At 49.5% G+C, this 25,676-nt stretch carries 29 protein-coding genes; 7 read left to right on the top strand and 22 right to left on the bottom strand.

Annotated elements, in window-relative coordinates:
* Nucleotides 1-28 precede the first annotated feature (28 nt).
* On the top strand, nucleotides 29-694 hold the full coding sequence (locus KNP04_RS14145) for a CadD family cadmium resistance transporter (RefSeq protein WP_435528659.1): 666 nt from the start codon (nucleotides 29-31) through the stop codon (nucleotides 692-694).
* A 54-nt stretch (nucleotides 695-748) separates the two neighbouring features.
* Here the strand turns inward: KNP04_RS14145 and KNP04_RS14140 are convergent.
* Both KNP04_RS14140 and KNP04_RS14135 read right to left on the bottom strand, forming a co-directional pair.
* A protein-coding gene (locus KNP04_RS14140; RefSeq protein ID WP_214876962.1) for an IS3 family transposase occupies nucleotides 749-2,316 on the bottom strand; the annotation gives its coding sequence in 2 pieces (ribosomal slippage) (nucleotides 749-1,665 and nucleotides 1,665-2,316; 1,569 coding nt in all).
* Between the two features lie 301 nt (nucleotides 2,317-2,617).
* A complete protein-coding gene (locus tag KNP04_RS14135) occupies nucleotides 2,618-2,959 on the bottom strand; it encodes a YolD-like family protein (RefSeq protein ID WP_251129986.1) in 342 nt (113 codons plus the stop codon).
* 371 nt (nucleotides 2,960-3,330) lie between these two features.
* Here KNP04_RS14135 and radC point away from each other — a divergent pair, with 371 nt between their 5' ends.
* The 4 genes from radC to KNP04_RS14115 all read left to right on the top strand — a co-directional run bounded on the left by radC (nucleotide 3,331) and on the right by KNP04_RS14115 (nucleotide 5,880).
* Nucleotides 3,331-3,786 (top strand): RadC family protein, encoded by a 456-nt coding sequence (gene radC, locus KNP04_RS14130; protein WP_214876953.1) that lies wholly within the window; start codon nucleotides 3,331-3,333, stop codon nucleotides 3,784-3,786.
* A gap of 390 nt (nucleotides 3,787-4,176) precedes the next feature.
* Nucleotides 4,177-4,383, top strand: a complete 207-nt coding sequence (locus KNP04_RS14125; protein ID WP_214876951.1) for a hypothetical protein — start codon at nucleotides 4,177-4,179, stop codon at nucleotides 4,381-4,383.
* 160 nt (nucleotides 4,384-4,543) lie between these two features.
* Nucleotides 4,544-4,927, top strand: a complete 384-nt coding sequence (locus KNP04_RS14120) for a hypothetical protein (protein ID WP_214876949.1) — start codon at nucleotides 4,544-4,546, stop codon at nucleotides 4,925-4,927.
* A gap of 344 nt (nucleotides 4,928-5,271) precedes the next feature.
* The gene (locus tag KNP04_RS14115; protein ID WP_214876948.1) at nucleotides 5,272-5,880 is read left to right on the top strand and encodes a helix-turn-helix domain-containing protein; all 609 of its coding nucleotides are present in this window, start codon (nucleotides 5,272-5,274) and stop codon (nucleotides 5,878-5,880) included.
* Between the two features lie 53 nt (nucleotides 5,881-5,933).
* On the opposite strand, the gene KNP04_RS14110 is transcribed toward KNP04_RS14115, so the two are convergent.
* From KNP04_RS14110 to KNP04_RS14015, 20 genes are all read right to left on the bottom strand, one after another.
* Nucleotides 5,934-6,686 carry a hypothetical protein gene (locus KNP04_RS14110; RefSeq protein ID WP_214704181.1) on the bottom strand — a complete coding sequence of 251 codons (753 nt, stop codon included), beginning with the start codon at nucleotides 6,684-6,686 and terminating at the stop codon, nucleotides 5,934-5,936.
* Nucleotides 6,687-7,121: 435 nt separating this feature from the next.
* The gene (locus KNP04_RS14105; RefSeq protein ID WP_214876946.1) at nucleotides 7,122-8,558 is read right to left on the bottom strand and encodes an ImmA/IrrE family metallo-endopeptidase; all 1,437 of its coding nucleotides are present in this window, start codon (nucleotides 8,556-8,558) and stop codon (nucleotides 7,122-7,124) included.
* 4 nt (nucleotides 8,559-8,562) lie between these two features.
* A complete protein-coding gene (locus KNP04_RS14100; protein ID WP_214876944.1) occupies nucleotides 8,563-8,850 on the bottom strand; it encodes a hypothetical protein in 288 nt (95 codons plus the stop codon).
* A gap of 5 nt (nucleotides 8,851-8,855) precedes the next feature.
* On the bottom strand, nucleotides 8,856-9,305 hold the full coding sequence (locus tag KNP04_RS14095) for a hypothetical protein (protein WP_214876942.1): 450 nt from the start codon (nucleotides 9,303-9,305) through the stop codon (nucleotides 8,856-8,858).
* A gap of 9 nt (nucleotides 9,306-9,314) precedes the next feature.
* On the bottom strand, nucleotides 9,315-10,469 hold the full coding sequence (gene mobP2, locus KNP04_RS14090; RefSeq protein ID WP_214876939.1) for a MobP2 family relaxase: 1,155 nt from the start codon (nucleotides 10,467-10,469) through the stop codon (nucleotides 9,315-9,317).
* Nucleotides 10,462-10,713: a hypothetical protein gene (locus KNP04_RS14085; RefSeq protein ID WP_029596487.1), complete on the bottom strand. Its 252-nt coding sequence runs from the start codon at nucleotides 10,711-10,713 to the stop codon at nucleotides 10,462-10,464. Before KNP04_RS14085 ends, mobP2 begins: the two co-directional genes overlap by 8 nt.
* Before the next feature lie 193 nt (nucleotides 10,714-10,906).
* Nucleotides 10,907-11,746 carry a hypothetical protein gene (locus KNP04_RS14080; RefSeq protein WP_214876937.1) on the bottom strand — a complete coding sequence of 280 codons (840 nt, stop codon included), beginning with the start codon at nucleotides 11,744-11,746 and terminating at the stop codon, nucleotides 10,907-10,909.
* On the bottom strand, nucleotides 11,747-12,325 hold the full coding sequence (locus KNP04_RS14075; RefSeq protein WP_214876936.1) for a hypothetical protein: 579 nt from the start codon (nucleotides 12,323-12,325) through the stop codon (nucleotides 11,747-11,749).
* 30 nt (nucleotides 12,326-12,355) lie between these two features.
* On the bottom strand, nucleotides 12,356-13,462 hold the full coding sequence (locus KNP04_RS14070; RefSeq protein WP_214876934.1) for a lysozyme family protein: 1,107 nt from the start codon (nucleotides 13,460-13,462) through the stop codon (nucleotides 12,356-12,358).
* A complete protein-coding gene (locus tag KNP04_RS14065) occupies nucleotides 13,462-15,414 on the bottom strand; it encodes a VirB4 family type IV secretion system protein (protein ID WP_214876932.1) in 1,953 nt (650 codons plus the stop codon). Before KNP04_RS14065 ends, KNP04_RS14070 begins: the two co-directional genes overlap by 1 nt.
* Before the next feature lie 18 nt (nucleotides 15,415-15,432).
* Entirely contained in the window at nucleotides 15,433-16,053 is a 621-nt protein-coding gene (locus KNP04_RS14060) for a hypothetical protein (RefSeq protein WP_214876930.1), read from the bottom strand.
* Between the two features lies 1 nt (nucleotide 16,054).
* Nucleotides 16,055-16,354: a DUF5592 family protein gene (locus KNP04_RS14055; protein WP_214828554.1), complete on the bottom strand. Its 300-nt coding sequence runs from the start codon at nucleotides 16,352-16,354 to the stop codon at nucleotides 16,055-16,057.
* Nucleotides 16,355-16,360: 6 nt separating this feature from the next.
* On the bottom strand, nucleotides 16,361-18,322 hold the full coding sequence (locus KNP04_RS14050; RefSeq protein WP_214876929.1) for a pLS20_p028 family conjugation system transmembrane protein: 1,962 nt from the start codon (nucleotides 18,320-18,322) through the stop codon (nucleotides 16,361-16,363).
* Nucleotides 18,323-18,337: 15 nt separating this feature from the next.
* Nucleotides 18,338-18,754, bottom strand: a complete 417-nt coding sequence (locus KNP04_RS14045) for a hypothetical protein (protein ID WP_214876927.1) — start codon at nucleotides 18,752-18,754, stop codon at nucleotides 18,338-18,340.
* A gap of 16 nt (nucleotides 18,755-18,770) precedes the next feature.
* Nucleotides 18,771-19,013, bottom strand: a complete 243-nt coding sequence (locus KNP04_RS14040; protein WP_012390470.1) for a hypothetical protein — start codon at nucleotides 19,011-19,013, stop codon at nucleotides 18,771-18,773.
* A gap of 16 nt (nucleotides 19,014-19,029) precedes the next feature.
* Entirely contained in the window at nucleotides 19,030-21,264 is a 2,235-nt protein-coding gene (locus KNP04_RS14035) for a VirD4-like conjugal transfer protein, CD1115 family (protein ID WP_214876925.1), read from the bottom strand.
* 143 nt (nucleotides 21,265-21,407) lie between these two features.
* On the bottom strand, nucleotides 21,408-22,508 hold the full coding sequence (locus KNP04_RS14030) for a hypothetical protein (RefSeq protein WP_214876922.1): 1,101 nt from the start codon (nucleotides 22,506-22,508) through the stop codon (nucleotides 21,408-21,410).
* Nucleotides 22,509-22,574: 66 nt separating this feature from the next.
* Nucleotides 22,575-22,799: a hypothetical protein gene (locus KNP04_RS14025; RefSeq protein WP_012390467.1), complete on the bottom strand. Its 225-nt coding sequence runs from the start codon at nucleotides 22,797-22,799 to the stop codon at nucleotides 22,575-22,577.
* A gap of 12 nt (nucleotides 22,800-22,811) precedes the next feature.
* The gene (locus KNP04_RS14020; protein ID WP_051627825.1) at nucleotides 22,812-22,994 is read right to left on the bottom strand and encodes a hypothetical protein; all 183 of its coding nucleotides are present in this window, start codon (nucleotides 22,992-22,994) and stop codon (nucleotides 22,812-22,814) included.
* Between the two features lie 298 nt (nucleotides 22,995-23,292).
* Nucleotides 23,293-24,000 (bottom strand): helix-turn-helix domain-containing protein, encoded by a 708-nt coding sequence (locus KNP04_RS14015; protein WP_214876920.1) that lies wholly within the window; start codon nucleotides 23,998-24,000, stop codon nucleotides 23,293-23,295.
* Between the two features lie 147 nt (nucleotides 24,001-24,147).
* On the opposite strand from KNP04_RS14015, the gene KNP04_RS14010 reads away from it, so the two are divergent.
* Together KNP04_RS14010 and KNP04_RS14005 are read left to right on the top strand one after the other, a co-directional pair.
* Nucleotides 24,148-24,339 (top strand): helix-turn-helix domain-containing protein, encoded by a 192-nt coding sequence (locus KNP04_RS14010; protein WP_214876918.1) that lies wholly within the window; start codon nucleotides 24,148-24,150, stop codon nucleotides 24,337-24,339.
* A gap of 32 nt (nucleotides 24,340-24,371) precedes the next feature.
* Complete coding sequence (locus tag KNP04_RS14005; protein ID WP_214876916.1) at nucleotides 24,372-25,367, top strand: hypothetical protein; 996 nt, start codon at nucleotides 24,372-24,374, stop codon at nucleotides 25,365-25,367.
* Nucleotides 25,368-25,676 lie beyond the last annotated feature (309 nt).

Below are 25,676 nucleotides of genomic sequence, written 5' to 3'. Positions count from 1 at the left end.
TTAATAACTTACCATGGAGTTGATAAAAGTGGCTTTGACTATTATTTCCGCAATTGGGGCTTTCTTAGTAACCAATATTGATGATATTTTTGTTTTGATGCTGCTGTTCTCTCAGGCAAATGCACAGGCTAGAGCGACTGGCGGTTTAAAGATGAACGCGCAGACAAAGAGTAACCGGATCTACCCTAAAGATATAGTCATTGGGCAATACTTAGGTTTTGCCTTGCTGGTTTTGATCAGTCTTTTGGGAACTTTTGGCGTCATGTTGATTCCAGAAAAATGGGTTGGATTGCTTGGTTTAATTCCGATCTATTTAGGGATTAAACTGTTTATTAAGGGTGAAGATGAAGATGAAGGTGCGATCCTCTCCAGTTTAAACTCAGGGAGATTTAACAAACTATTTATGAGTGTAGCCTTCATCACATTCGCTAATGGCGGGGACAATATCGGCATCTATGTGCCTTATTTTACAACTTTAAGTGTGAATGAACTGGTAATTACGGTTATTATCTTCTTTATAATGGTTGCTGTCTGGTGTTTTGTAGGATATCGTTTAGCTTCCTTCAGACATGTTTCTGAAGTTTTGGAGAAATACGGAAGATGGATTATCCCTATAGTCTTTGTTGGATTAGGGGTATACATCATGGCAGAGAACGAAACTTTCAGTGCCCTTTTGAGTTTAATAAATTATTAAAAAATAATCTGAACTGCCCCCCGTCAAGTAGACAGTGGAAATAATAAAAGTGATTTAAGCGGCTTTCGCTCTATATTCTTTAGGGCTGAGGCCGTTTAATCGTTTTTGGTATCTTTCGTGATTATAAAAATAGATGTACTCATTTATGGCAATGTTAAGTTCTTCAAAGGTCTGATACTTATGTAAATAATACTTTTCACATTTTAACGTGCCGAAAAAAGATTCCATTGGTCCATTATCAATACAGCGACCAACCCGTGACATACTTTGAGTCATTCCTGCCGCCTCTAATTTACGCTTGAACGCCTTAGAGGTGTATTGGAATCCACGATCACTATGAATCAGTGGGTGTTCTTGATGCAATCGTACGATTGCCTGGTCAAGCGTTTTAAATACCAGTTGATTATTATTAGAGTGTCCCAGCACATAGCTAATAATGGATCCGTCATAAAGATCACGAATCACACTGAGATAGGCCTTCTTAGATAGGCCATATTTAAATTCTGTCACATCCGTTACCCATTTCTCATTCGGCTTTTTAACTGTGAATTCACGGTTTAATACGTTCTCTGCCACATGTTGTGGTGACGACTTTTTGTGCCGTTTTCGCTTCTGGCGGATGACCGAACGGATCTCATGGATACGCATGAGACGATAGATGCGCTTCTCATTGTATGCCGGCAGGTCATGCTGGCGTCGTCTGCGATTGACCGTCATGGTGATCCGTCGATAACCGTAGGTCCCGTTCACCTGGTCGTAGAGGAGGCGGATGTCTTCCAATAGGCTCAAGTTCTCTTCTTCGCGTACCGAGACGGTACGCTTCAACCATTTATAGTAGGCGGCCCGTGAGACCTGCGCGATCTCGCACAGGAGCACGACCGGGAACGTGTCGGTCGTCGACATTTCCTCGATGACCATGTATCGCAATTGTAGCCTGATCTGGCTGATCAACCTCTCCTCTCGATTTCCTCCAACTTTTTTAGGAACAGGTTCTCGGCACGAAGGCGCTCGTTCTCCCGCTCGATCTGTTGAATGCGACGTTCGAGCTTCTCCTCGTTGGTCAGTTCCTCTTCTTGCTTCGTCCGTCCGCGCCGGTCCTCGAGCCCGTGCACGCCGTCGGCGTCATATTTTTTCGTCCACCCATAGACCTGTTGGTACGACACGGCGAATACCTCGGCCGTCCGTTGATAGTTCCGTCCGTTGTCCAGGCAATACCTGACTATCTCCATGCGTTCCTCGAATGCGGTCTTTCTCCCTTTTGTCATAGCTCGATCCATCCCTTTTCTCGAATCTGTTAACTCGCTATGACTAGTATACTTCTTAATCCATTTTCGAAGAACAGATCCATCACTGATTTGATAGTTGGAGAGGACTTCCATCGTGGTGGCCCCGTCGAGGTAGTCACGGACGGCCGCGATTTTCTGTTCCTTGGTGTACAGTTTCCATGTCTTCGATTCCTTCAATGCGTCACTCCCGCCGGTATCGAATTTCACTTTCCACACCCGGAGGGTATTCTCAGAAACGTGATGAGTCTCCATGATTTCCTTCCATGTATGCGTTTCTTCTTCCATCATGCGCAGTGCAGCCAGTTTTTGTTCGATTGAATGCCGACTTCTCGCCATAAAAAAACACTCCCCAATAGAATAAACAGATTTGTTATTTCATCTGTCTACCTATTGGGGAGCATATCATTCTTGAGTCAGTTATTCTTTTTGTTTATTTATTTAGGAGTCAGTATGTACTTTCTCACAAAAGATGAAAAAAATTAAAGAAGTACAAAAATATATAATGTCTTGATGTTTTAGGAAGCTATTCTTTGATGATAAAGTTAATGAGAGCTAATCAGGATTTTATTTCATTTTTAGGGAAGTCTGTGTCACGAAATAATTTTCGTGACACAGACTTCGAACAACCGCCAGGGCGTTAGTCCATCGATTGTTCCACGTGAATGATTACCTCGAACGGCACATGGATGATCCCGTCCCGCTGATTGGCCAGTTCGACGGTCCGCTCCAAATAGTTCGTCCGGTGCACGAACCCCTTGAATCTTTTCATCTCCCGCTCCTCCACATATCTCACCTCCACCATATCCCCGCTGAAGATCGCGTCATTCAACACATTCTCATAGACCGATAGGACCTGTTCATCGACATCGGGCATCTCAATCTTTTGGATTTCCTTGTAGTACTTCGTCAGCAGCGCCTTGTGCTCGGGCATGAGGAATGGGATCCATTTTAACTCACCCCGGTCGCGATACATCGTCATAACAATCACCCCTCTCAATAAAACGAACGTTTGTTCTTATTTTATACCCGATTTGTCTCGTTTGAACAGTCTTTTTCGTGATTGGTGATCCGTGCGTCCTGTTTCCGTACTCTAGCTTGCTGGTCGTCGGTGCAAGGGACGTCAAAAAAATGACGCGCCCTCCGGTCCGTCTTCCTCCGCTTAAAGCTCAAAGCGAGGCTTTTCGCTCGTTGGCTACGGAAGCCTGTCCCTCCGTTTGCTCTACGCATTTTTTTGAGGCTCTCCCTGCGGTCGCCCTTGCACCGTCTCCCGACGCTCGCTGCGTTCCCGTCAACAGGACGCACAACGGTGTTCGTTCTGAGGTCAGCTTATCCGAAAGGGGACAAATCATCATGGAACTATCCGCCATCATCGAGGTCATCCGTATCAAACAAGAGGTTCGCGAGGAAATGGTCGCCCTCGAGCACGCCATTATCCATTCGCCGGACAGCGCCCGACAAATCGGGTCATCGTTCATCGGGGATGACGACCGTGAAGTGTTCCTCGTCATCATGCTTAACACGAAGAACCGGGTCATCGGCGTCCATCGGGCGCACGTCGGGAGCGTCAACTCGAGCGTCGTCCACCCACGGGAGGTCTTCAAATGCGCCATCTTGAACAACGCCTCGTGCCTCATTGTTTGCCATCAGCACCCGAGCGGGGACCCGACCCCGAGCCGGGAGGACATCCTCGTCTCCGAACGGTTACATGAAGCAGGGGACCTCATCGGCATCCCGGTGCTCGACCATCTCATCCTCGGAGCGGCCGAGTCGTACGTCAGCATGAAACAGCGAGGTTACATGGGTTGAACAGAATGGAGTGGGGCCGGGGGACCGGTCTCGGTCCTTCCGGTAAGGGCAAGGACGAAAAACGTGCGTTTTTCTTTGAGGGGACGGGCGACTCGCGTTGCTCTCGCCTAGATCCATAGAGCGGGATCCGGAAAAGGTCCGTTTTCGTATGACGAAAACGAGATGGTTCGTGTGTGAAGATTGGACGTTGTTTTGGACTGTCTCGTAAGAAGATTGTTTGATGAAATGGCAGAAGTGAAAACACGGTTTGTTTATTGAAAATGACCATGTTTTCTAAACAAGCCCTAGGGCTTGTTTGAAACAACACCAGGGCTTACGTGAAAGTAGCCGAGATGTTGCTTACGTGGATGCGAGATATCATTAGGCTATCAAATGGAGAGGATGATTCAGATGGACAGCTTCCAACTAGATCAACAGACGATGGACGAGATGACGGAGGTATTGCTTCGACGCCTTCCTGACCGGATTCAAGAAGATTTTGACGACTTAAAACTTGTGAGCATGGATCTGCTTTGTGATGTGAAGGAAGGAGAACGCTTGACCCACCTCACCGTCTTTTTCAATACCAATATGATTCGACGGAATCGTCGTACATAAGAAAAAGGAATGTTTGTATACATGTATATTTGTATACGTGTATACATGTATATGTGTATACAGTTTTAAAAAGTCTTCATTTCTGTAGGTTCATGAACAAGGACTGAACTGGCTCTGGAGGGGGAATCGTTTTAGAGAGGACCAGAAGGGGGGAGACGTGATGAACGAGGGACTGCTTGATGACTATGCGTTCGAAGGGTTGGATCCGTTCGTCCGGACGGTGTTCTCGGAACTGATGGAACATCCCGAGTGGATGCGTGTCGTCGACAAGGAACATTGCGTCGAGAAGGTCGTCCGGTTCGATGAGGGACGGAACTCGCCTTACTTTCGCGTGGTGATCTATCTGGATGCGGAAGAGCGTCCAATCAAGATCGTGTATCTATATGGGACATGGGTGGTGGCGGATGGGGATGTCAGTTTCGTCGTCTCAGAGCTATCCAGGGATGTATTCGAATATGAGGTGATGCATGTCCATTGGCTCATCAAGTATCGGTTCGAGGATTGGGGCGTGTCTGAAGACGGGGCATGGAAGAAGGAATGGTGATTTGGGCTCATGCGTGAGCGTCTAACGCCTTAGGGCGAAGTCGCTCATCGCACCGCTGCCTCCCTGACGGCCCGATAACAAGAGCTGCCGGCTCACCGCCGCATCTCTATGTTCCTGGACCTTTCTGACGGAAGGCACGGAGCGTAAGAGCAAGGTCAAAACCAAAAACGTGGGCGTGTCTCACGCCACGCGAGGAACACCATTCGGTCGAATGGTGTTTTTGTTTGTAAGCTATTCGTTTTTTTTCTGATCAACTCGGATTCCGTTCAGAAATTAGCTTACTTTAATACAATGAATATAGTATTATTTAATAAAACCATCATTGTGTTAAAGGGAGGTCTATTATGTATACGATTGACGAAGCATTTGAAATCTTATCAAAGAACAAGCTCACGACCCACAAGGAGACGGTCCGCAACTGGGTACGAAAAGGCGTGATACAGGCAGAACCGCTCGAGTCGCGTAAAAAAGGCTATCGGATTAGTGAGGAGGCGCTCGAACAGTTCATCAAAGAACGGATGCCTGAAGGATGGGAGCTGTATCCAGAGTCGATGACAGGAGATTCACGAGATGTCGTCAAGAATGAAGAAGAGGCCCCGTATCATGTTGAAGTCGATGTAGAAACGATTAGAGAGCAAGTCCGCGAGGAGATGTGGTACGAGCTTCTCGGTAAATTCGTCTTCGAGGACTATTTCGTCCTAAAGAAATCAGAGGTCAAGGCTGCCGTCGAGCATATGCGCTATTCAAAAGAGTTCGAAGCCGAGGTGTGGGAACGTTGCTCGAAGTATACGTGGGGTTATGCGACACCGCGAGTCCCATACCTGCTCGGATATTTCATGTTCGAAGGGGAGCGGATTCCCTTCGACAAAGATTTCGTAGGGAGAAATGAACAGATCATCCACGCATTGATTGAGAAAATTCGGCTCGATAAAGTGAATCGAAAACGTTTATGAACATAAAAAGACATCCTTTATTTTTAAGGATGTCTTTTTATACCATCAAGTCATTAGTACATAATTCGAGTTTTACTGTACATCGTTTCAGTACCAAGGTAACCAGTATAGTCATAATATTTATAGTATAGAGCTACATTTTGACTATATTTATAAATTCCTTCAGTATACGCGTACATTCGTTTCTTCCAATATAATTTTGGTAGGGCATAAGATACGGCTGCGCTAGCAATAGTAGTAATCACACCTGTGATAGGTCCTCCTAATAGAGAAGCCATGATTCCAGCAACTGATGTAGAGGAAAGCCCGATAATATCGAAGCTTAAATTAACAGTTTTAATGTACTTGTACTTACTTCCAGATCCCGGATCAATTGCGACAGCATATGTACCTACATTTGAAGAAGAAGTTACATTAAAATTTGATGCGGTTTGAATGGGATTTAAGCTCTCAGGTGCATCTTCAAAAACTTCTACGCTTTCATAGGAAATATCATCAATGTTGTATGAAGATACTACTTTGTCAGTTTTCATGTCGACAACATACACGATGTTATTTTCTTTATATATTTTTTGTTTTTCACCTTTTGATTTTGAAATGAAATATCTTTCCCCATTTTTCTGAATTTCCTCTAAAGTACTGTTGTTAGGAAAGTAGTAAATTTTACTGTTAAGTGATTCTTCAGCAACAGCGTATTGAGTATTATTCTTATTTGACTTAGTGTTTGTAGCCGCTTCAGTTACGTTTGTCGTCACCATAGTGGTTAGCAACATTGAGGCCACTAAAGAAGCAGTAATCTTTTTCATAAAAACACCCCTATTATTAATTTAAGAATATTCAGAAAATATCCTTAAATTTAATAATATACTTACAAAAATATTGTTCAACCCTTTTTAGGAAAAAGATTGGAAATTATAATCATTAATAATGATAATCCATAAAAAGGGATTAGTATTGAATACATTTCTTCTCTAGACATATGTACGTCATTGATCATAAATATAGTTAGTCCAATTGTAGCCAGAATCGCTAAAAAGAATGCTATCCACTGAATTTTTTTTCTCATTTTGGTATCCTACTTTCTATTTTATATTTCGGAATTAGTGATTTAATGGTTTTAAAGGCATTTAATTGCTAATTATTTATAATATTAAAACTAATGTGATTTATCTGTCAAATCACATCATTGTAATAAAGTGAATAGACGTATGAAATTAGTGAGAATTTCATACGTCAGAAATTTAAATTAATCGTTCAACATTTATAACAGCTGTTCTTGATAGTGACTTCTTTTCTTCTTCAAGTAATACATTATGCCAACTAGATTCAAGATTTTTGAGGATTGGTTTTTCAATCTTACTGTTCTTTTCTAAATCGTGTAATGGATGAACTGTTTTTTCAGGATCAAAGTGACCGCTAATCAATGACTGATTGGGTAGGACGACTGTATAGGCAATCAATGCGTTCTCACTAAAATCGTGATTGTTGGCGACACCGAACTGTTGAAACCCAAGACCTTTGTCATGAATATACATGAGCGGCTCATTCACACAATCCATCTTCAGATTTGTCTCGAGGGTCGCTTTTGCGTTCAGATAGGATTCCACTTCCTCAGGAAACACACTCTGTACGGCATGTACTCGCTCATAGAGTGTGAGGTCGGTGTCTTTCCATCCCATACGCTGATTTAGCTGCTCGATATATTCAAGTGGAGTCTGTTCCTTTTCTTGCTCCAACGCGCGTACCTTTTCTAAGTGTGACTCGATATGATCAAGGAACGTGGCGGATGTCTGATGGACCTCCTGCAACAGCTGTTCCTTGTCGAGGAGTTCTTTGTCTTTCGTCCAACCGGCCAAATAGGAGAGCGAGAAGTCGTCCGTCGGGAACCCGAGCTGATGTGAGACGACGTAGGCGACCATCTCGGCCTGGAACTCCTTCTCCGGTGCCGTGAGCGGTTTGTTCCGTTCAAAGTTCCGTTCCTGATTGTGTAGCTCCGCGTGAGCGAGTTCGTGGATTAGGACGCTGATGTCCTCAATCGATGTGTTCCGCGGGTTTAAGGCGATTGCATGCAACTCCGGATAGTAACAACCCTTCGCCGTCCCGATCTCGTCGAGCGGTTCCTCCAATAGCGTCACATTTCGGGTATCCGCGAGCGTCGTCAAGGCGTTGCGGATGTCTTGTTCGTTCTCGATCCCGCCATCTCGGTGATACCGTTTGAAGATGTCCGAGACCTCGATCCCTTTTTCGCGTGCGTCGGTCTGCGTGTACTCGAAGACGTGACCAATCTTGAAGTACATCATCTTGCGTGACGGAATGCGTCCTTGTTTCACGCCGTCTTTGATCGGGTTCGGTGCCTTGCTGAGCGGTACCCATTCGTCTTTATGCAGGGCGTACGTCACTGGACTTGGGACGAACACCTTGATGCCACGCTCGCCTTTTTGCACCTGTGCGCCTTGTTTCTCCCAGAACGGATAAGAGCCGACTGCTACCGCGCCGGGGAATTGGGACTCGATCAAGATCGCGTTCCGCATCGAATATTGATGGAACTTGCCGAGGAACTGTAGATGTTCTCGAATCTTTTCTGGACTCTCGAAGTAGCTGTCGATCTGTTTTCCCATCTGTTCCGTCAAGGCCTCGAGCTCGGCTTTCCGTTCTTCGTTCGTCTTCATCTTGTCCATGGTGTCAGACTCCTTCCTTCAACAAGTCGGTGACAGGTTCTGTAGTATCCGTGAATTCGTTCAGTTCACGTTCAAGTTGTGGCGACGTATCCGGGATGTCGAGTAACAGCCGTGTCCGTTCGAAATTGACGGGAAGCAAGACGATTTCGTCTTTTGCGATGGCGGTTAAAAGTTGGTGCTCGGAAACGGACACCGGAATGTCGTACCGTTTTCCATAGATGAGGACCGTAACGGTGTCGGGTCGAAGCGTCAACAGTTGTCCCATCGTGAAGGGACGGTTAAGTGGTCGCATAGAATTCATCCTCTCTCAAAAGTTAGTGTGTCCTTCTTCTGTTTTTGGTGTTCGATACGTTCCTGGACGATGCGTTCCGCCGTCTCGAGGAACGTCGGCTTGAACTGGTCCGTCGTCATGATGTCCTCGATGCCCTCGGTCTGCATGAGCGCCTGCAGGAGCTCTGTCAGGATTTGCCCGTGACGGTCAGAGCGGTTCGCGGCGAACCGGATCCGCTCGAGTTCTGTCGATACCTGCTCGTTGATCGACTCCTCTATATGACGGGAAACCTGCGTGCTGATCGAGCGGGTGAGGAACTGCATGTCCCACTGCTCGTCAGTCAGTTCTTTATGCTCGTCTGCGATATGGTCGATGACCTGACCGAGATGGCCGAAGCGTTTGTCGTCGGCGAACTCCTCCAAATACGCGACCGTCTCCGGCTTTAATCGAAGGCGGATCTGTCTCAACTCTTCCATCGTCCTCCCTCACTTTCCATATTCGATGTCCCGCTCCAGCTGTTCGAAAGCGCGTTGGTTCTTCAAATGTTCGAACTCGTCATTCATGTGCCGTTCGATCCGGTAGAGTGATTCGTTGAATATCTTTTGCTGGTTGAACGCGCGTCGGACCGGATGTTTAGGGGTTTCACTTTTCTTGAATGGCGCCTGTTTTTTCGACAAGTCGCGCATCTCAGAGAGGATGGCGTTCCCCATCCGGGTGTAGAGGTCCTGTCGTTTCGTCGTCCGATAACGCTCGGCCTTCTCCGTGTCGCCATAGCTGCGACGATGGAACAATACTTCCTGTTCAAGCCGCTCGTTGAAGGCTTGAAACTCTGATTTGAAGTGAATGTCGATATAGCGGTCGGTCAGACGGTCGAGTGATTCCTGGAGCGGCTGCATCCCGTTCATGTTGTAGCGCCACTGTCGTTTGTCTTCCGGCAACCGTTCATAGATGTCCTTGAACTGACAGACGAGGTCGGGATGCAGGACACGGTTCGGGAGCGTTTGAATCTTCCGGTTCCGTTTATGGGCGACCAACTCGTCGCGGATGAAGGCGTTCAGTTTCTCCTGTTCTTTCGTCCGGTCGGCGAGGGAATGGATGACCTTCGACTTCATCAGCTCGATCGATTTCGGTTTGCGTTTGCCGCGCTCGCGCATGTGACTCGTCTCGACGATGGCGACATGCACGTGAATGTTGTCGGTGTTGTAATGCACGGCACCGGTCCAGTAGGCATGGACCATCTTCTCTTTTTGGAGCATCGTCTCGACCGCGTTCCGCGTCGCCTGGATCAACCGTTTCTCGTCGACGAGGTCGTCGTGGAGCACACCGGTCTCTAGTAGCCAGGTGTTGTCGAACGAGATAACGTCTTGCCAAAGGATACTCCCGTTCTCTTGTGCATGCTTGAAGATGTCGCGGACAGCGCGACGTTTTTCGTCATTCAATCGGTCGTCCTCACGTGTGAACAGACCGCTCGATTTCGTCTCGTCTTCCATATAGTCGTGATATGTTTCGAACTGTTCGCGGCTGTCTTTCGCGTCCGGTCGATTGATGTAGTCGAGGTATGTCGTATAACGACGCGACTTCTTTTTCGTGCCCGGCACCTTAAATTTCGACTTGATAACGACGCCCGGCGTCTCACGCATCCTGCATCACCTCGTTCAACAACCGGGTCACCTCGGCGAGCTCGTCCGCACTTCGTTTCAGGTGGAGTGTGTTTGCCTCGAGCTGTCGTTCGAGCCGCTCGACCTGCGTCGATTGGATGCCGTTCGCGCACCAGGAGGCGAGCAGTTCTTTCAAATATTGTTGCCGGGAGCGGTTGTGTTCCTTCGCCCATTCATCGATTTGCTTCACGATGACGGGGTCGATGTCGCGGAGTAACAGATCCATCTGCCTGACCACCTTTCTAGAGGCTGTATATTGCCGAGGTCCTAAAAAGTTCGTTCAAAGAGCATAAGGGGAAACTGCTATCACTTGTCGTGATAGCCCAGGCAGAGCCTGGGGTTTCCGTGATATCACCAAAAGTCCGAAAGTGGCACGAAATGTGCCAGTAAAACCAACGATTTGGCACGAAATGTGCCACTTAAATCGACAGTTCCCGGAGCCTAACGCGCAATTTGTCGTGCTTTTCTTCGAGTGCTTGGACCGACTGTTCGAGTTTCTCGAGTTCCAGTGTGAGCTCGTCACGCTTCCGGCCGAGGTCGAAGATTTCGTTCTCCTGTTCGACCTGTTCGTCGAGCGAAAGATAGGGGAGTTCGTCCTCAAGTTCCTCTTTGTCACGGTCGAGTCGCTCGATCTGTTGCCGTTGTGCTTCGACTGACTGCTGTGCTGTTTCCAAATGCCGTTCGGTCTCCGCGAGCTCGTCCTCGACGAATAGTCTCGTGAAGGTTGTCTCATCAGATGAACTGTGGTTCGCCTGTTCGATGGTCCGGTGGTCGGCATAGAGTGACGTCAAAAGACTGTTCTCCCGTTCCTCGGATGTGAGTGTGTCGATCGATTGTGACTCATCCAATCCGTAAATCCGGACAGCGAGCTGGTCGAAGTCGCTCGGCACATCTTTCAATTCGAGCACGTATTGATCGTTCCGGTCATACAGCACCATGACTTCCTTCTCGGAATCCGGACGTGCCTTATAGACATAGCGGAAGAGATGATCGTTCGTGTTACCTGGTGCTTCATCGAGCGAGAGTCGGATGCGTATTGTCTTGGCCTCCGTATCGTAACTGGACGCGTGGAGCGTCACGGTCTCCCCGTTCGAGAGACGGATTGCCTCGTTGATCGGCGTCTCATTGACCGGTGCCTCCTCGGCGAAGAAGAACGACGAGGTACCAAAGAAGAGGAAGCCGATGACAAAGAATGCGCCGAGTACGAGGTAGAACCGGGAGACGTTCTGGGTGAGACGCCGTCGTGTTTGTCGTCGCATCTAGATTCCTCCTTCAGGTGTCAGGTCTTCCATCTCTGTGACGACCAAATGGCCGTCGATGGACTCAAATGTCAGGGCTAACAATTCTTGCGTCACCTCTTCATAACCTGTCTCGGTGATCGACAGGTCTTGTTCGAACCGTATGAGACATTCTTCTCCGGAGTCAGAAGGGAACACCTCAATGTCGCGGACGGTCGTCTCGAACGTGCCGACGTCGCTCCCATCAGCGGCGAAGAGTGTGGCCGCGAGTTCCTCCGACATGACGTCCTTCGCCTGTCGTTTCTGGGTCGTGTAACTGTCCTTCGTGATGGTGAAGGCGTACTCGACGAAGCGCGTCGCCTGTGTCGTCAGCTCCTCCATTCGTTCCGTCTCCTTTGAAGCGACGACTTGTTCGGTGTCCGCTGACGTATCCTCGGAGGTTGCCGATTCAAGGGAAGTGACGCTCTCGTTTTTCGTCTCACTAGGGTCTGAAATACTCGTGACAGCCGTCGCTTGTTGATAGAAAAAGGCGTTCGCCGCGAGTGAAACGAGAAGCAGTACCCCGAACAGGTACGCGAGGTGACGTGCGGTGAAGTTCATTCTTCTTCCTCCTTTCCATACATCCATGACTCAAAATCCGAAGACCGGGGCGGGGTCGATATGACCGGACCATTCACCCGTCTTGATCTCGAAATGCAGATGGTTCCCGCTCGAGCGACCGGTCGTGCCGCAGTACCCGATCGCCTGTCCGGCGTCAATCTGTTGTCCGGTCTGGACGCCGAGACGACTCAGGTGTGCGTACGCCGTGATGTAGTTGTCGTGCCGGACCTGGACGAGATTGCCATACGGTCCACGGTTCCCGCTATAGATGACGGTGCCGCTCTTGACCACGTGGATCGTGTCGGAAGGCGTGCAACTGAAGTCGATGCCGGTGTGGTTGTCCCGTTGTCCGAAAACGACGCGCCACCCGAAACGCGATGTCACGTTGAGCGGGATGGCGAGTGGGGAACGTAACCCCGACAACAGTTCTTTCGTGATGACTCCGTCGGCGACGGCGACCGGTGCGAGATATTTCAACACCGCATCGACATACTCGATGTCCCCGTAACAGGCGCCGTGCTGGACAGCACTCGGTCGATGGCAACGGTAAATGCCGGTGTGCTTCACGCGCTGATACATCATCTGGGAGAACGAGATGGCGAGTTCTTTCGAGTAACGTCCGCCGTTCTCCTGAACATACTCGATAAAGCCGCCGCCGAAGTTGTAGCTCTGTAACGTAAGGTGCACGTCACGGTTCGCCCGTTCGAAGACGGACGCGAAATGTTTGACGCCATAGACGATACTTTCTTCGGGCGAGGTGATGCACCCAATCCGTCCACACTTCGATTCGCTCGCCTGCATCGGGTCGTTCCCGCGTCCGCCGCTCTCCTGCATCATGAGCGCGAGCACGAGGTTCGTCTGTTCGGCCAGCCCGTGCTTCGTCAGTTCCGATTCGACCAAGGCTCGATATTGGAGCACCTGGTCACTCACCTGGAGACCGCCTGTTGTGTCGAACGTGACGTCGGTCGGTTGTTCGTTCTGGACACCTGTGAGCGTGTCGAGGATTCCGACGGTGAGGATGATCAAGAACAAGACGAGTGCCACGATGCCGAGCAGGATGAGCCGCCACTTCAGCGTCGCGAGTTGCCATTTCGATGTGACGGCGAATCGGGCGGTCCGTTTCGCGGCCGCCCACATCAGGCACCTCCACCGAACAGGGCGAGCTCCTCGGGTGCGACATCGACGTCAAAGATGAGGTTCTGCACGCCGGAAATGCTGAGGACGACACGCCCCGTCTCGAGCGAGGGGATGATCCGCATCTCGGAATTCGAAAGTTGGCCATCAAACACCGTCTGGATGATCGGGATGCTCTCCGCATCCTGTTCGCCGATGATCTTGTATTGCGTAAGCTGGAAGAGCGACTTGACGTTCTCCGCGTTCTCGGACTTCGATCCGGCCGGCACGAAGTCTGTGATCAGATGCGACACGAAAAAGATGCCGCCGAAATACTTGCGCGCCTCGCGCATGCAACGTTGCAGATACAGGATGGCCGGCTGCGCGATGTCGCGCGTGTTGATCAAGTGGTGCGCCTCATCGATGACGATGAGATACTTGCATGCCTCTTCGGTCCGGAGCACGCCCTGGTTATAAGCCTTCAGTTGACTCGAACCGTTGGCGATCATCCCGTCCCACAGCATGTTCATCAAGGAGAACACCTGCGCCTGGAACACTTCGTCCCGTAGGCTCGTCAGGTTCCGGAGCGGGAACGAGACGATGAGCTCCTCGTCGAACCGGTCGATCGAGGAGTGCCCGTCGAAGATGTTGCCGTAGTTATGGACGAGGTTCGTGACGGCGAGCTCGATGTTCTCGAGACGTCGGACCCGGTTCGGGCTGATCGCTTCCTTGATTGAGGTGCGCGTGTCGTCCGTGTAGAGCTCACGACGCACGAGATGCAAGAAGTCGGAGAACGTCGGGTACCGCTTCGCCGGATGCGTCGTGATCGGTAGTTCGCCTTGTTCGTCCCAGAGCCCGTGCCGAACGTACAAGTCCCGGAGCAGGATCTCGAATTCGTTCGTTTCTTCCTGCGTCGCCGCCGGATTGATGTAGTGATAGAACACGGCCATCTTCGACAGATGCTGCATGAACGAGAGTGCCTCGTTGGCGCTGCCGTCATTATTCGTCACCGTCTTATAGACATGGAGCGGGTTGATGAGCCCGGCCGACCCGTCGAGCGCGATCTCTTTCCCACCGAGCTGACGCACGAGGTCGGAGAATTCGCCCGTGACGTCGAGGATGCGGATCTTGTTGCCCTTGATCGCCTGATCGAGCACGGTCTTCTTGAGGAGTGTCGATTTCCCGGATCCCATCTTGCCGATCATGAGCGCGTTATAGAACTTGCGCTGTTTGTCCTTGTGGAACAGGTCAAAGATGACGCTGCCGTTCGTGTCGGTCGTCCCGTAATACGTTCCGGTCGCGTCCTGGAGCGACGTGAAATGGAACGGATAACCACCGGCGATGGAGAGGGAAGGGATCTCTTTCCCACGGCGTCGGTTCGGGAGCTTTTGTTGTTGGTCATAGTTCGTGAACAGGCTCTGCCATTCCCATTCCTGTTCGTTCAGGAAAATCGTCGAGCGGAAGTTCCGGGCCTCGAGTTCTTCCATCACTTCCTGTACTTTCACCTCGAGCGCGTCGAGCGTCTTCGCCTTCACATAGAGGCGCAGATGCAGATATTTCATCGTCTCGCCCTGGGTGATCTGTTCATAGAGCTCGTTCAGCTCCTTATATGTCTCTCGAGCGTCGATGCGGTCGATGTTGTCCTTCGCATTCTCGAAGCGTGTGTTCTGTTCGGCCATCGACTTGTTGATGGTCTGGATGATCTCGCGCTTGTCGGCCGTCCCGATGTCGAGCGTCGTCAGAACGCCCGGCATGTTCAGGATCGGTTCGAGCCAGTAGTCATAGACGAGCGACTGATATTTGTAGACATGGAGGCAAGACAGATAGCCGTCCCCGAGCCGGACGAAGTTGGCGTCGAACTTAATGCCGCCCTGTGGCTGGATCTTGGCGATGACGTCAGGGTTATAGCCTTTCTCAATCTTGACGGTCTCCGGGTCCTGGTGTCTGGACAATTTGTCACGCAGGCGCTGCCACATGCTGAGTCACTCCTTTCTTCAGGCGTCGAGTTGCGGTTTCGTGTTCGGGTTGTTTAATTGATAGAGCACATGTACCTTCTGGTCGAGCGTCAGCTCGCGCATCGGGTTCGAGCGGCGGAGCAGTTTATAGAGATGCGTCTTCCGTTCGCGTAGCGTCCGCTCGTCGTCGGCATAAAAAAAGAGGAGATAATCGCGATTGGTGCGATGCTCCTCGAGGTATTCAAGTTCCTGTTTCTTCTTCAATAGAAAGGGCAGGTAGGCCGGTGTCTGATTTTGTCGAATCTGTCGTTCGATGCTGATCTTCTGCCGCTCGAGACTGAGCGGTGTGTTCAGTGGCACTACCTTAAGTGGGTGCGTGTACGCTTGAAAAAGATAGGCGAGCGAGAACACGTCATGGTCTTTTTCCTCCTCATTCAAGGAGTAGATGTCCTTTGAGGTGAGCTGGACCATGTCGAGATACGTCCCGTCGCGCATCTCGAACGCCTCGGTCCCGGTGATGTCGACGACCGGCATCAGTTCGGCGACCGTCGGTTTGACGACGACCTTGTCTTTGACTTTCCGTTTCTCGACCACTTCCTGTTCGTCGAGCCAGGTGCCCGTGCGTCTCGGTTCTTGTAGCGACTCCTCGATGAAAGCCATCTCAGTCACGTCCTTTCGTCTGCGCGTCGAGCGCGAGATAGGTGTCTTTCCGTTTGATGAGCGCGTAATAGAGCGCGTGGACCATCCGCTTCTGCGGGTTCGTCGCCGGCCGGAGCACCATGAACAGCCCGAAGACGACGAGAAAGACCGTGAACGGGATGTGCAGCACCGACGGGATGAGCGGGAGCGTCACGAGCCGGAGCACGATGAGCCCGACGAGGAACAGGAAGTCATGAAGATAGAGCATCTTGTTGATCTTGAGCTCGGTCGTGACCTCGTTCGGGATCCGGTATTTGCGCATGGGTCATCACTCCTTTTTCTTCATGTTGTCAGGTTTCGGTGGCGAGGTCGGATAGATCCGTCGCGACTCTTCCAGGTGCCGGCTATGACGGTGCGTCTGATTCTCACGCACCTGTTCGATGACCTCGGTCTCGACGTCGAGCGCGGTCTCCTGATGGATGGTCCGGCGGGCGCGGCCTTGGCGTTTCTCTGTTGTCGTATCACTCGAGTCTGTCGCAGATGCCGAAGACGAGGATGAATTGTTTAAATGTGTTGCCTCATGAGTTGTCGGTGACGTCCCGTCGTTTCGGGCTAGAGATTCATTGTGACGATTGTTTGATCCGGATGTGGTATCGATAGATCCAGTGACCGGTTCAAGAGTCGACGAAGCCGGGATTGGAGAATGCCCAGAGCTCGACTGATCGTGAATCGATTCCGGTCTTTGCGTTTCCGATAATATTGTTTGATGGTCGGACCCACGTTCGGCATTTGATTCAGGGTTCGTCGAATGGATTGATTCGGGAGACGTGCGACCCGACGTTTCTTTGACATGTGGAGAACTGTGCGCTTCAGGTTCTGATTCTTGACCACTGATTGGTTGCGCAACGTCCTTCGGATTTGTCGGTTTATCTTGGTCGTGTTGACTACGACTTGCGGTTTGATTCGTCTGAGCAACACCATCTGGATCGTTTTGTCTCTCGGTGTCCATCCGCTGTGAAGATTGGCCTGTTGCACTAAGCGGTGAACCGTTCTGCGGTATGGCGTTTGAATCCATCCGCGTCGTCGCGGCCTCATGGAGCGATGGCATCTTCGGTACGCCTTGTGTGGCTCGCGCGACCTTCGAGACCGCATGGGCACCGGCCGAGGTCGCGCCTTTACCGGCAGCATAGGCGCCGAGCGCGACACCCCAGCCCCTTTTGAGCCCGGCATCGATTCCGAATAGCCGCTCGACCATGTTCGGCCCGTCGATCAATGCGACCGAGAAGGCGATGAGGGCGATCAGATAGGCGAACCCGTCCAACGTCTCCGCGAGATAGGCGGTCCCGATCGTGTACAGCTTGATGGAGACGAAGATCAGAATGATCACGAGGAACGTGTTCAAAATGCTTTGGATGACCTTTTTCGTCTTTTGACCACTGTGCAGATCGGCCGGTGCGACGAGGATTGCTAAGACATAGTTGAAGGCAAGCTCGAACGAGAGACGAGCCAGTTTGTAGGCGATCGAGAACAGCGTGAAGCCCATGATTCCGAGTGTCACGAAGATGGTCAACCAGTTCGGCTGATAGCGGTAGTAATACTGGTTGTTCCATTCGACGCCACTTTGGTCGAGTTTACCGAGACTTGTCTCTTTTCCGTTCCATAGAATATAGGACTCGGCCAATTTGTTTCCTGTTGCCGATAAGTCATAGTTGTTCTTGTCGAAAATCTCATTAATTCGGATATTATCAATCAACTCAGTCGGAATGGCATTTAATGATTCGCCTGTATTAGCATCAAAATTCTTCGAATCATGCTCAATCAAATCATGCACATTCCGCTTTAAGATACTCTCAGATAATGAGGCTTCTCCGTCGTAAAGCGAGTCTGTTCCGATTTCTGCGATTGCCTCGTCAGAGAACTCCTGAATTCGGCTCATAGTTGGTGAAAGTAAACCTAAGATCAATAGTGTGATGAACAGGTTGATCAAAAAACTCTCACGTTCAAATTTCTTTTGGAAAATCAACAAGTACCCAGTGAACAAGAAACTTCCTGCTAAAAGAACATACAAAAAAGGTTGAATCGTAAGAACGAATTCAACCACTTGTTCATTATTGAAGAATGTATTGGTTAATAGGATTTGATTCGTGATTGATTCAAGGCCGTCAATCAAGACTGATAGTCCTCTGACAAGAATCCATCCCATTGAGCGCAGTGCGTCATTGACCATACTACTTATTTGGAGTACATCTTCGTATTCCTGTAATTTGGTGATTAAATCGGAATCAGCCATTGAAAGACCCCCAATCTACTGAGTCCTAGTAAAGAAGTCTGCTAACTGTTGTTTGTAATTATCCGCCGTCAACATTCCAACATTGATTTCATCTGTGACGTTTCCATCTTGAATCGAGTATAGAACGGCACCTTTTAGTTCGTCAGTGTATTCAAAGTTACCACGATCGACAAGTTCTTCGCCATCTGGCTGAAACGTATTATAGAGCGTGACTTGTTGACTCTCTTTGTTCGCTACCTCTTTTACGAATTCAACGAACTCTTCGAATTCACCATCTTCTTCTTTTACAATCAGCAAATAATCATCCTCTTCGGCTGTCATGACCTTCTCAACGTGTTCAATATCACGTTGAACCAAAGACTCATTGGAATTTGAGCAAGCTCCAAGTAAAAACAAGCTGATTCCTAAAGTACCCGCAAGTAGTTTCCTCATAACGTTTACCCCTCCGTCAGACGATTTTCCCCTTCAATAGATCCGCGACTTTCAGGTTGACGCGGAAGTCGAACTTATCTATTAGTGTAACAGTTTTCGGGGTGTCTGAGGTGTCGTCCTGATAGACGGTCAGAAAGCCATCGGTCGTCTGAATGTTGAGCACGTCGCCCCGCTCGAGGCGGACGCGCTGCGTCTCGATGATCCTCGCGACGACACGCAATTCGTTCTGGATTCGCTTCTCTCTCGCACTCTCGGCCATGGGTTCGGCCTCCTCTCTACGGTGTGCCTTGCTTCAGTTTCTCGAGTCGTTTCGCGATCATTGTGCTCAAAAAGCTCTTCTGGCTGTCGGTGACGTCGTAAACTCCTAGGTTCAGGTTCGTCTCGAACTCGGGGAGGGACATCCCACCGATGTCATGCCCTTCGAACATCGAACGGAGGATGCTGTCCTGAAGCACGTCACGTACCGTCAAGGACGTGTCTTTCTGATTCGATGGCGCGTTGCTATCCGTCTTGTCTTCCTTCTTCGCGAAACGGACACGGATTTGCTCGAAGTCGAGACCGGCGTGACGGCAGGGGATGTCGATATCATGCAGCGAGCGGTCCGTGTCAAAGTCGTTCGCCAGGTATTCGTAGCGGTACTTCATCGCCGTCTTGCCGCTCAGGAAGATTGGATACGACTGGATGCGTCGCTTCTTCATGTCCTGACGTTTGGTGACACGGATGATGAGCATCTCGCCTTCTTTGAGTCCCATGACCTCGGTCGCTGTCATGAGCCGACGACCGTCCACGTTCTCCGTTTTCGATTTCTTGAACGAGAACGTTTGACCGGAGCGCGATTTCGTGACGATGGTCGCCTCACCGAGCTTCTTCGAAATCAGTTCGGCGGTCGACTCGTCCGCGGTCAATAGATAGTGCGTGTTCCCACAGTTGCCGTCAATCGTCTTCCAATCCTCTCCGTATAGGTTCTCGAGTTGGGAATAGGCTTGGATGACGAGATTGAAGCGCATGTTGCGCCCGAGACAGACGGTGATGATGTTGGCCATGCCCTCAATCGGCGGCATGTTGCCGAATTCATCGAGTAAGAAGACGACCTGACGCTCGCATTTGCCTTGTATAGTCTGCGAGGCGACCCGGGCGAGCGCCGTGTACACCTGTTTGATATAAAGAGATGCGATGACGTTGAATGTCGGGTCATAGTCCGGGACAATCAGGAACACCGCCACAGGTTGGAGTTGATGCATCACCTCTCGGATTTGGATGGCACCGTCGATGGCGTAGTGGAACCTCCCACTCTCCTCGTCATGCGCTTCCAGTTGGATCGTCGCAGTGCTTGAGTCGGTCGAGATTTGAACGGTGTTTCCAGATTGAAGCGACGACGTATGATACACGATGAAGCTGCCATCGTCATCGGTCGTGAGCGCATGGGTTGTCCCATCTGGGAATTTGAACTTGATCCGTGTCAAAGGTTCAGTCCGTCCACTGATCCAGCGGTTGAATCCGATGCGTCGCATGTCGAGCGAGTTCATCGACGTCAGTTTCCCGGTCCCGTTCAACGTGAAGATCCCGAGTTTCGCATTGGTATTGGCTAAAATACTCGCTCGTGTCTGACCACCCGAGAAGTGGAGCGTCGCGAACTGGAGCCGGGCCGGATGGTTCTCCGGGAACCGTTGAAAGAACTCGTCTAGCGCGGAGATTTCCTGTCCTTGTCGCGTCACGACCATTCGTGAGCCGAGGTCCGAGAGCATGAGCGCGACGTTGTACATGTTGATCTTCTCCGGCGTGTCCTTCGCCTCCTCACAGAGTCCGAGGATGAGCGCCGTGCACAGGTCGATCGACGAGTTGGCCCAGAACGGGTCCCGTGCCTTCGGGTCATGGTACAACATGAACGCGACCGAGCGCGCATACTGTTGGGCGAGCGAATAGTTCTCTTCGAGAAATGCGTCAATCGTCAGCTGCAACAGATTGTACGACATTGATTGGAGCGGGTTCATCAGGTTCAACACCTCGACCTGATAGCCGCGTTGCTCGAGCGTCTCCTTTGAGGCCGCGAAGAGCTCACCTTTCGGGTCATTGATGATCAGGCTCGCCTGATTACTGGCTCGACTGTACAGGTCAATCGTCGAGAACACAAACGTCTCGCCCTTCCCAGATCGGGTCGTCCCGATGACCAGGTTATTGACGGGGGAGTCATCGATGAACAGCTCGTTCTTGACCCGTCCAACCGGGACACCGCCCAATCCGTCATACTGTTTCTTCCGGTCCGGGACGCGGCGGTACTGTTGCTTCAGTTCATCGAACGAGGTGAAGCGGGCGCTGCCTTTCTGATCTTTCCGCAGGTCCCGGAAGTTCAGCCATACCTTGCCGAACACGACCAGTCCGATGAACAGACTGAACGACATCAAGCCGATCAAGACGGTCGAAGAGGGAAGACTCACCTCCAAGAACAGGGAGGGGGAGAGAGTCGGAATCGTCGCCCCGGCCAACAGTCCGTCTTGTACGATTGGGGTCATGATTTGTCGAATGATGTTGTAGACACCGTTCAGTAGATAAAAAATCCCGACCGGCAACACCAACAGGCAGAACAGGACGGGGAAAACTAGACGTATCGGGAATCGTAGTGATCGGGACGGAGTTCTCAATTATTTCACCTACCTTAATCTGAATAAAGAATCGTTTCCAGGTTAACTTCTTCAGTAGCGATAGCGGCTTGAATCTTCTCACGGGCCGAAGTGTCCTTGCTAGAGGTCTTCTTCAATTTTTCGTTCAGTTCGTTGATCGTGGCCGTAATGTCTTGGTATTTATCGATCTTTACTTGTACGGCAGGGTCGTTTGTTTTGGACGCCCACTCATTAGCGGACTCGATGTCCCCGAGGTAGAGATAGGCGGTCACTTTCGAGGAGACGCGGGGAGCGGTCCACTCCACGTCATCCGTTTTAGCCACGGTCTCATGGTCCCGTTTCAGCACGGCAAGATCGAACGCGCCCTCATCGGTCGGATATGACGCTTGGAAGTCCTGGAGCCGTTCCAATTTCTCCTGATCGGATAGGTCGAGCCCAGCCAGCTTCGTCTCGATCAGGATGGGGTCATCCGTGAGCTCGAGCGCTTTGTGGTCTGCGCCTTCTGCCAAATAGAGGTCAACCAATAGAGCACTTTCTTCTTCCGACCTCTCTTTCCGCTCTAGCAGTTGGATGAGCGAGGATTCCTCACCTTGGAGCGCCTGTTCGTAGGCGTCTAACCATGCCTCTTCTCCACCGGTCACCTGTTCGGCGTGCGCCTCTTTATCAATGAACCATTGCGTGGCAGTGAACAACGATGTGAATAGAACCCCGGCCGTGGCAACCCCGTAGATGAGGCGGCGCTGCAAGCGGGTCAGCCGTGACTGATAGGTCGACGACACAATCGGGTTCGATTTGGTGGACGGGTGCTTATAGTCTTCCGGTGTCTCGGACTCGATCTCGTCGAGGAGCCACATCTTCTTCGCATTATCCTCTTTCTTCGTCCGGATCCGTTGTACCCGGTCATTCACTTGATGATACAGGTTCGGATAGGTGCCTCCAGTCCCGAACGTGAACGTGCCTCGATAGAGCAACTCGTCTTTCTGGTCGAAGAGCCGGAAGTCACCGGAACAGGTCGTCCCTTCCTCGCTACGTGCCTGGTGCAGATCATGGGTCGCGACGACCGCCTCGGCGAAAGTGAGCCTTTCATAGTTCTGGATCCGTGTATCCGGTACGTCGGTGAATCGTACAAACAGCATCTCGTTCCTCCTCTCGTTTCAAGCAACAAAAAAAGCCTTCCGATTGGAACGCTGCGTGCGTGTGCATTAGAATTTGATGTTCTGGTCGACCATCTCGGCGAGCGTGAACGCGCCCATGACGATGATCAGGCCGACTGCGCCACCGACGAGCCAACCGACGGCCTTCGAGCGACCTCGATCCCCGCCGAAGATGAAGTAGAAGCCCCCGATCGCGAAGGCGATGGCCGCGGCGATGACGGCGAGCCCCTGGAAGAACTGAAGCAAGCTGAGCCCTGTCTCATTGAGTCCCATGTCGTTCCCTCCTTAGTCCTGGTGCGCCGGCGACTTGAAGCTGAGCTTCGCCTCGAGCGCCTCCATGATGAGTTCCTGGTTGTCCTGGATAACCTGTTGATGTTGTTCGTCGAGCCACTCCTCATAGTCCTTCCCACGGATGCGTAAGAGTTTCTCGGCGAAGCTACGGTTCTGTTTCTGTTCTTTTGATGCCACAGTACACACTTCCTTCCCTTGATCTCTTGATGTGCAGCAGCACATCATTAAGGACAGTCGGATTCGGTGCGATGGGTTTCTAGCCGTTCCCCCACGAACTCCGCTCCTCGTTTTGATAAGGAGCTGTACAGGGTTTTTCGATGACCCGAAACGATGCGGTGACCTTGTGGCGAGTTTTAGGCGACTCTCGCCGAACCATCTGTGCGTAGATCCCGCCCACCCGGTCACTGGTGAGGGACACGCCGGTATGTGATTGGAGTAGACCATCCTTAAGGATGTGCTGCTGCGTCGATGTCGGTTACTGTCGGACTCTTTTCCGCTTCTTGACATGGATGAGCTCGTCATCCGGATTCTTTCGTTTAGCGAGCACATGGGCGTCACAGACGACCGTACGGATCCGATAGTAGAGCTGCGTCAACTGGACCGCCTCGCCGCTTCCTTTCTCGATGCCGATGAAACCGTGCAGTTCATAGGTTTTTCCGTCGAACGTGCGGACCGAGTCGGCCTGTGGCAACTCCTTCAGGTCGAACCGGCGTCGCTCGAGCTTGGTGACGGAACGCTTCGCCCCGTATCCGAAGTCGATGGCGTCCCACGGGACCGTTGCGAGCGTGTGTCCGAACGCGCGGGCCAGGTGATCAATATCGGCAATCGACGGCACCGACCGGTTCTGTTCATATTGACTGATGGCGGGCTGCGATATCTCCCCTAATGTCTTCTCTGATAGTTCGACCTGTGACCAGCCCGAGAGCCGGCGGTTCTCCTTCAACCACTCCCCGAATCGATACATAAGCCTTCCCCTTTCTATAAACCAGAGCGGCGACCAAACAGATGTTTCCTTTTGTTGGTTCCAATATAGCAGGATTAAGCTAAAAAGAACATCAGTTTTCTGATATGTAAGAAATTTTACAATTGACGGTTCTTGTCGAATCCGCTCTGTACAAGGGATGAAGAGCAACAGTAACTCAATATTTTTTGTTTTGTCGCACAACTGTAAAAAATAACCCATTTTAGATAGAAAATAATGACAAGTGTTTTGATTTCAAGAGATTATGGTAAGGTACAGGAATAGAGGCGTTGGTAAAGAATAAGGATGAGGAGAGAACTTGGATCGTGGGGTGAGCAAGTGGAGTTGAACGAGGTAATCATCGAGCGGATGAAGGAGCTCGCAGCTGAACATAACATGACCATCCATCAAGTCATTCAAAAAGGTGGATTGAATCAAGCTACAATTTCAGAGCTGATGAGCGGGAGGACAAAACATCCGAAAGTAAGTACAATTCAAAAGTTTTGTAATGGATTAGGAATTCATCTTAGCTCTTTTTTTGATAATGATAGGTTTAAATAATTCATGGCACATGAATCGATAAGGAGAATACTATGGAAAATTCCATTGATGAAGTGAACATAAATGTAAGTTATATAGAGTCATTAATTAAAAATTATAACGGGGGAGAGTTCGAAACTAAAATAAACATGATTCTACAATTACTATCATCTGACTATAACTCCACTAGGGTAGTGAAAGATGGAAAAGTAGATGGCCTTCAATATGAAAAATCGAAAAAAGTGTCTGCCACTTCAATTTATGGTCCTGAAAAACTAGAATTTAGTAAATTCAAAAAAAAAGTTGATGAAGATTATGAAGGTGTAATGGAGTTTTTAAAAACTACCGAGTGTGACTTAAAAGAATGGAATTTCATTATTAATAAAGAGTTGGCCGCTGAACATATTGAATATGTTAAAAGGAAAAATAATTATTCGAAAAAAACTAATATAATTACTCCGAGTAAATTGATGTCTATCATAATATCACAAAATAAAATAACGGAAGTAGCGATGGCTTTAAACGCATTCCAATACCGTTTTCCTTTATCTTTGTTTAGAAGTGATATTTTTATAAAACTATCACTTGATAAATTGTGTGAATTACAAAAAAACAAAGAAAGGGAAATTAAAATCGCTGAGCTTCAAAAGATAATTACATCGATAGAAGATCAAGCATCGCTCTTTCTAATTAAAAAAGAGAGTGGCAAACTTAAACCTTCAAATATTTTGTTAGAAATATTAACTGGTCGGGATTTCCCTCATCAACTTATAAAAATATATAAATATAAAGATGGGTTTTTTAAAGAGGTTTACCAAGATCAGACTATAGATGAGACTGATGGATTGATTATTTCTTTTTCTAATTTTGCCAATCTTTATTTGTTATGTAATAGTCTATTGAATAATGTCCAATCTAACAATTGTTATGATATTCAAAAGACATTAATTAATATGTCGAAAAGTACTGAAGATGCTCGAAAAACAAGAGAAATAATTAGGACCAAAAAGAATTATTGGATGAGTAGTGATCATTATAAATCCCATTAAGTATATGATAATTGCTATTTATATGGTGAAAGTCATGAAAATTTTCTTTGTCGTAGTTTACATGAACTTTGGAAGTAATTATTGAGATAAATGACATAACAAATTCAAGTGACTTTATCCGAACCCCCGTATGGTCGAATATTTGCATGACTAGAAATTTGACTTGCCGTGGTAATCTGTTTCAAGAAGCGTCATCCTAATAAGTAGGGCGTAACGTAACAAGGAGACGTAGCTGGCTAAATATGAGGCAGACAGTAGCTCTAGAAAACGACTTCACAATTATCGACAGATTAGCCTCTTCTCAAAAAA

The sequence above is a fragment of the Exiguobacterium sp. CH10 genome, from assembly GCF_018617635.1.
In the GTDB taxonomy this organism is placed as follows: domain Bacteria; phylum Bacillota; class Bacilli; order Exiguobacteriales; family Exiguobacteriaceae; genus Exiguobacterium; species Exiguobacterium aestuarii_A.
This window is presented reverse-complemented; position numbering and strand designations above follow the sequence as displayed.

Coding starts and splice junctions, on each gene's coding strand:
- KNP04_RS14135 (WP_251129986.1), bottom strand. CDS start 2,959: ATGACGATGTATCGCGACCGGGGTGAGTTAAAATGGATCCCATTCCTC.
- radC (WP_214876953.1), top strand. CDS start 3,331: ATGGAACTATCCGCCATCATCGAGGTCATCCGTATCAAACAAGAGGTT.
- KNP04_RS14125 (WP_214876951.1), top strand. CDS start 4,177: ATGGACAGCTTCCAACTAGATCAACAGACGATGGACGAGATGACGGAG.
- KNP04_RS14120 (WP_214876949.1), top strand. CDS start 4,544: ATGAACGAGGGACTGCTTGATGACTATGCGTTCGAAGGGTTGGATCCG.
- KNP04_RS14115 (WP_214876948.1), top strand. CDS start 5,272: ATGTATACGATTGACGAAGCATTTGAAATCTTATCAAAGAACAAGCTC.
- KNP04_RS14110 (WP_214704181.1), bottom strand. CDS start 6,686: ATGAAAAAGATTACTGCTTCTTTAGTGGCCTCAATGTTGCTAACCACT.
- KNP04_RS14105 (WP_214876946.1), bottom strand. CDS start 8,558: ATGGACAAGATGAAGACGAACGAAGAACGGAAAGCCGAGCTCGAGGCC.
- KNP04_RS14100 (WP_214876944.1), bottom strand. CDS start 8,850: ATGCGACCACTTAACCGTCCCTTCACGATGGGACAACTGTTGACGCTT.
- KNP04_RS14095 (WP_214876942.1), bottom strand. CDS start 9,305: ATGGAAGAGTTGAGACAGATCCGCCTTCGATTAAAGCCGGAGACGGTC.
- mobP2 (WP_214876939.1), bottom strand. CDS start 10,469: ATGCGTGAGACGCCGGGCGTCGTTATCAAGTCGAAATTTAAGGTGCCG.
- KNP04_RS14085 (WP_029596487.1), bottom strand. CDS start 10,713: ATGGATCTGTTACTCCGCGACATCGACCCCGTCATCGTGAAGCAAATC.
- KNP04_RS14080 (WP_214876937.1), bottom strand. CDS start 11,746: ATGCGACGACAAACACGACGGCGTCTCACCCAGAACGTCTCCCGGTTC.
- KNP04_RS14075 (WP_214876936.1), bottom strand. CDS start 12,325: ATGAACTTCACCGCACGTCACCTCGCGTACCTGTTCGGGGTACTGCTT.
- KNP04_RS14070 (WP_214876934.1), bottom strand. CDS start 13,462: ATGTGGGCGGCCGCGAAACGGACCGCCCGATTCGCCGTCACATCGAAA.
- KNP04_RS14065 (WP_214876932.1), bottom strand. CDS start 15,414: ATGTGGCAGCGCCTGCGTGACAAATTGTCCAGACACCAGGACCCGGAG.
- KNP04_RS14060 (WP_214876930.1), bottom strand. CDS start 16,053: ATGGCTTTCATCGAGGAGTCGCTACAAGAACCGAGACGCACGGGCACC.
- KNP04_RS14055 (WP_214828554.1), bottom strand. CDS start 16,354: ATGCGCAAATACCGGATCCCGAACGAGGTCACGACCGAGCTCAAGATC.
- KNP04_RS14050 (WP_214876929.1), bottom strand. CDS start 18,322: ATGGCTGATTCCGATTTAATCACCAAATTACAGGAATACGAAGATGTA.
- KNP04_RS14045 (WP_214876927.1), bottom strand. CDS start 18,754: ATGAGGAAACTACTTGCGGGTACTTTAGGAATCAGCTTGTTTTTACTT.
- KNP04_RS14040 (WP_012390470.1), bottom strand. CDS start 19,013: ATGGCCGAGAGTGCGAGAGAGAAGCGAATCCAGAACGAATTGCGTGTC.
- KNP04_RS14035 (WP_214876925.1), bottom strand. CDS start 21,264: ATGACCCCAATCGTACAAGACGGACTGTTGGCCGGGGCGACGATTCCG.
- KNP04_RS14030 (WP_214876922.1), bottom strand. CDS start 22,508: ATGCTGTTTGTACGATTCACCGACGTACCGGATACACGGATCCAGAAC.
- KNP04_RS14025 (WP_012390467.1), bottom strand. CDS start 22,799: ATGGGACTCAATGAGACAGGGCTCAGCTTGCTTCAGTTCTTCCAGGGG.
- KNP04_RS14015 (WP_214876920.1), bottom strand. CDS start 24,000: ATGGGTTATTTTTTACAGTTGTGCGACAAAACAAAAAATATTGAGTTA.
- KNP04_RS14010 (WP_214876918.1), top strand. CDS start 24,148: ATGAAGGAGCTCGCAGCTGAACATAACATGACCATCCATCAAGTCATT.
- KNP04_RS14005 (WP_214876916.1), top strand. CDS start 24,372: ATGGAAAATTCCATTGATGAAGTGAACATAAATGTAAGTTATATAGAG.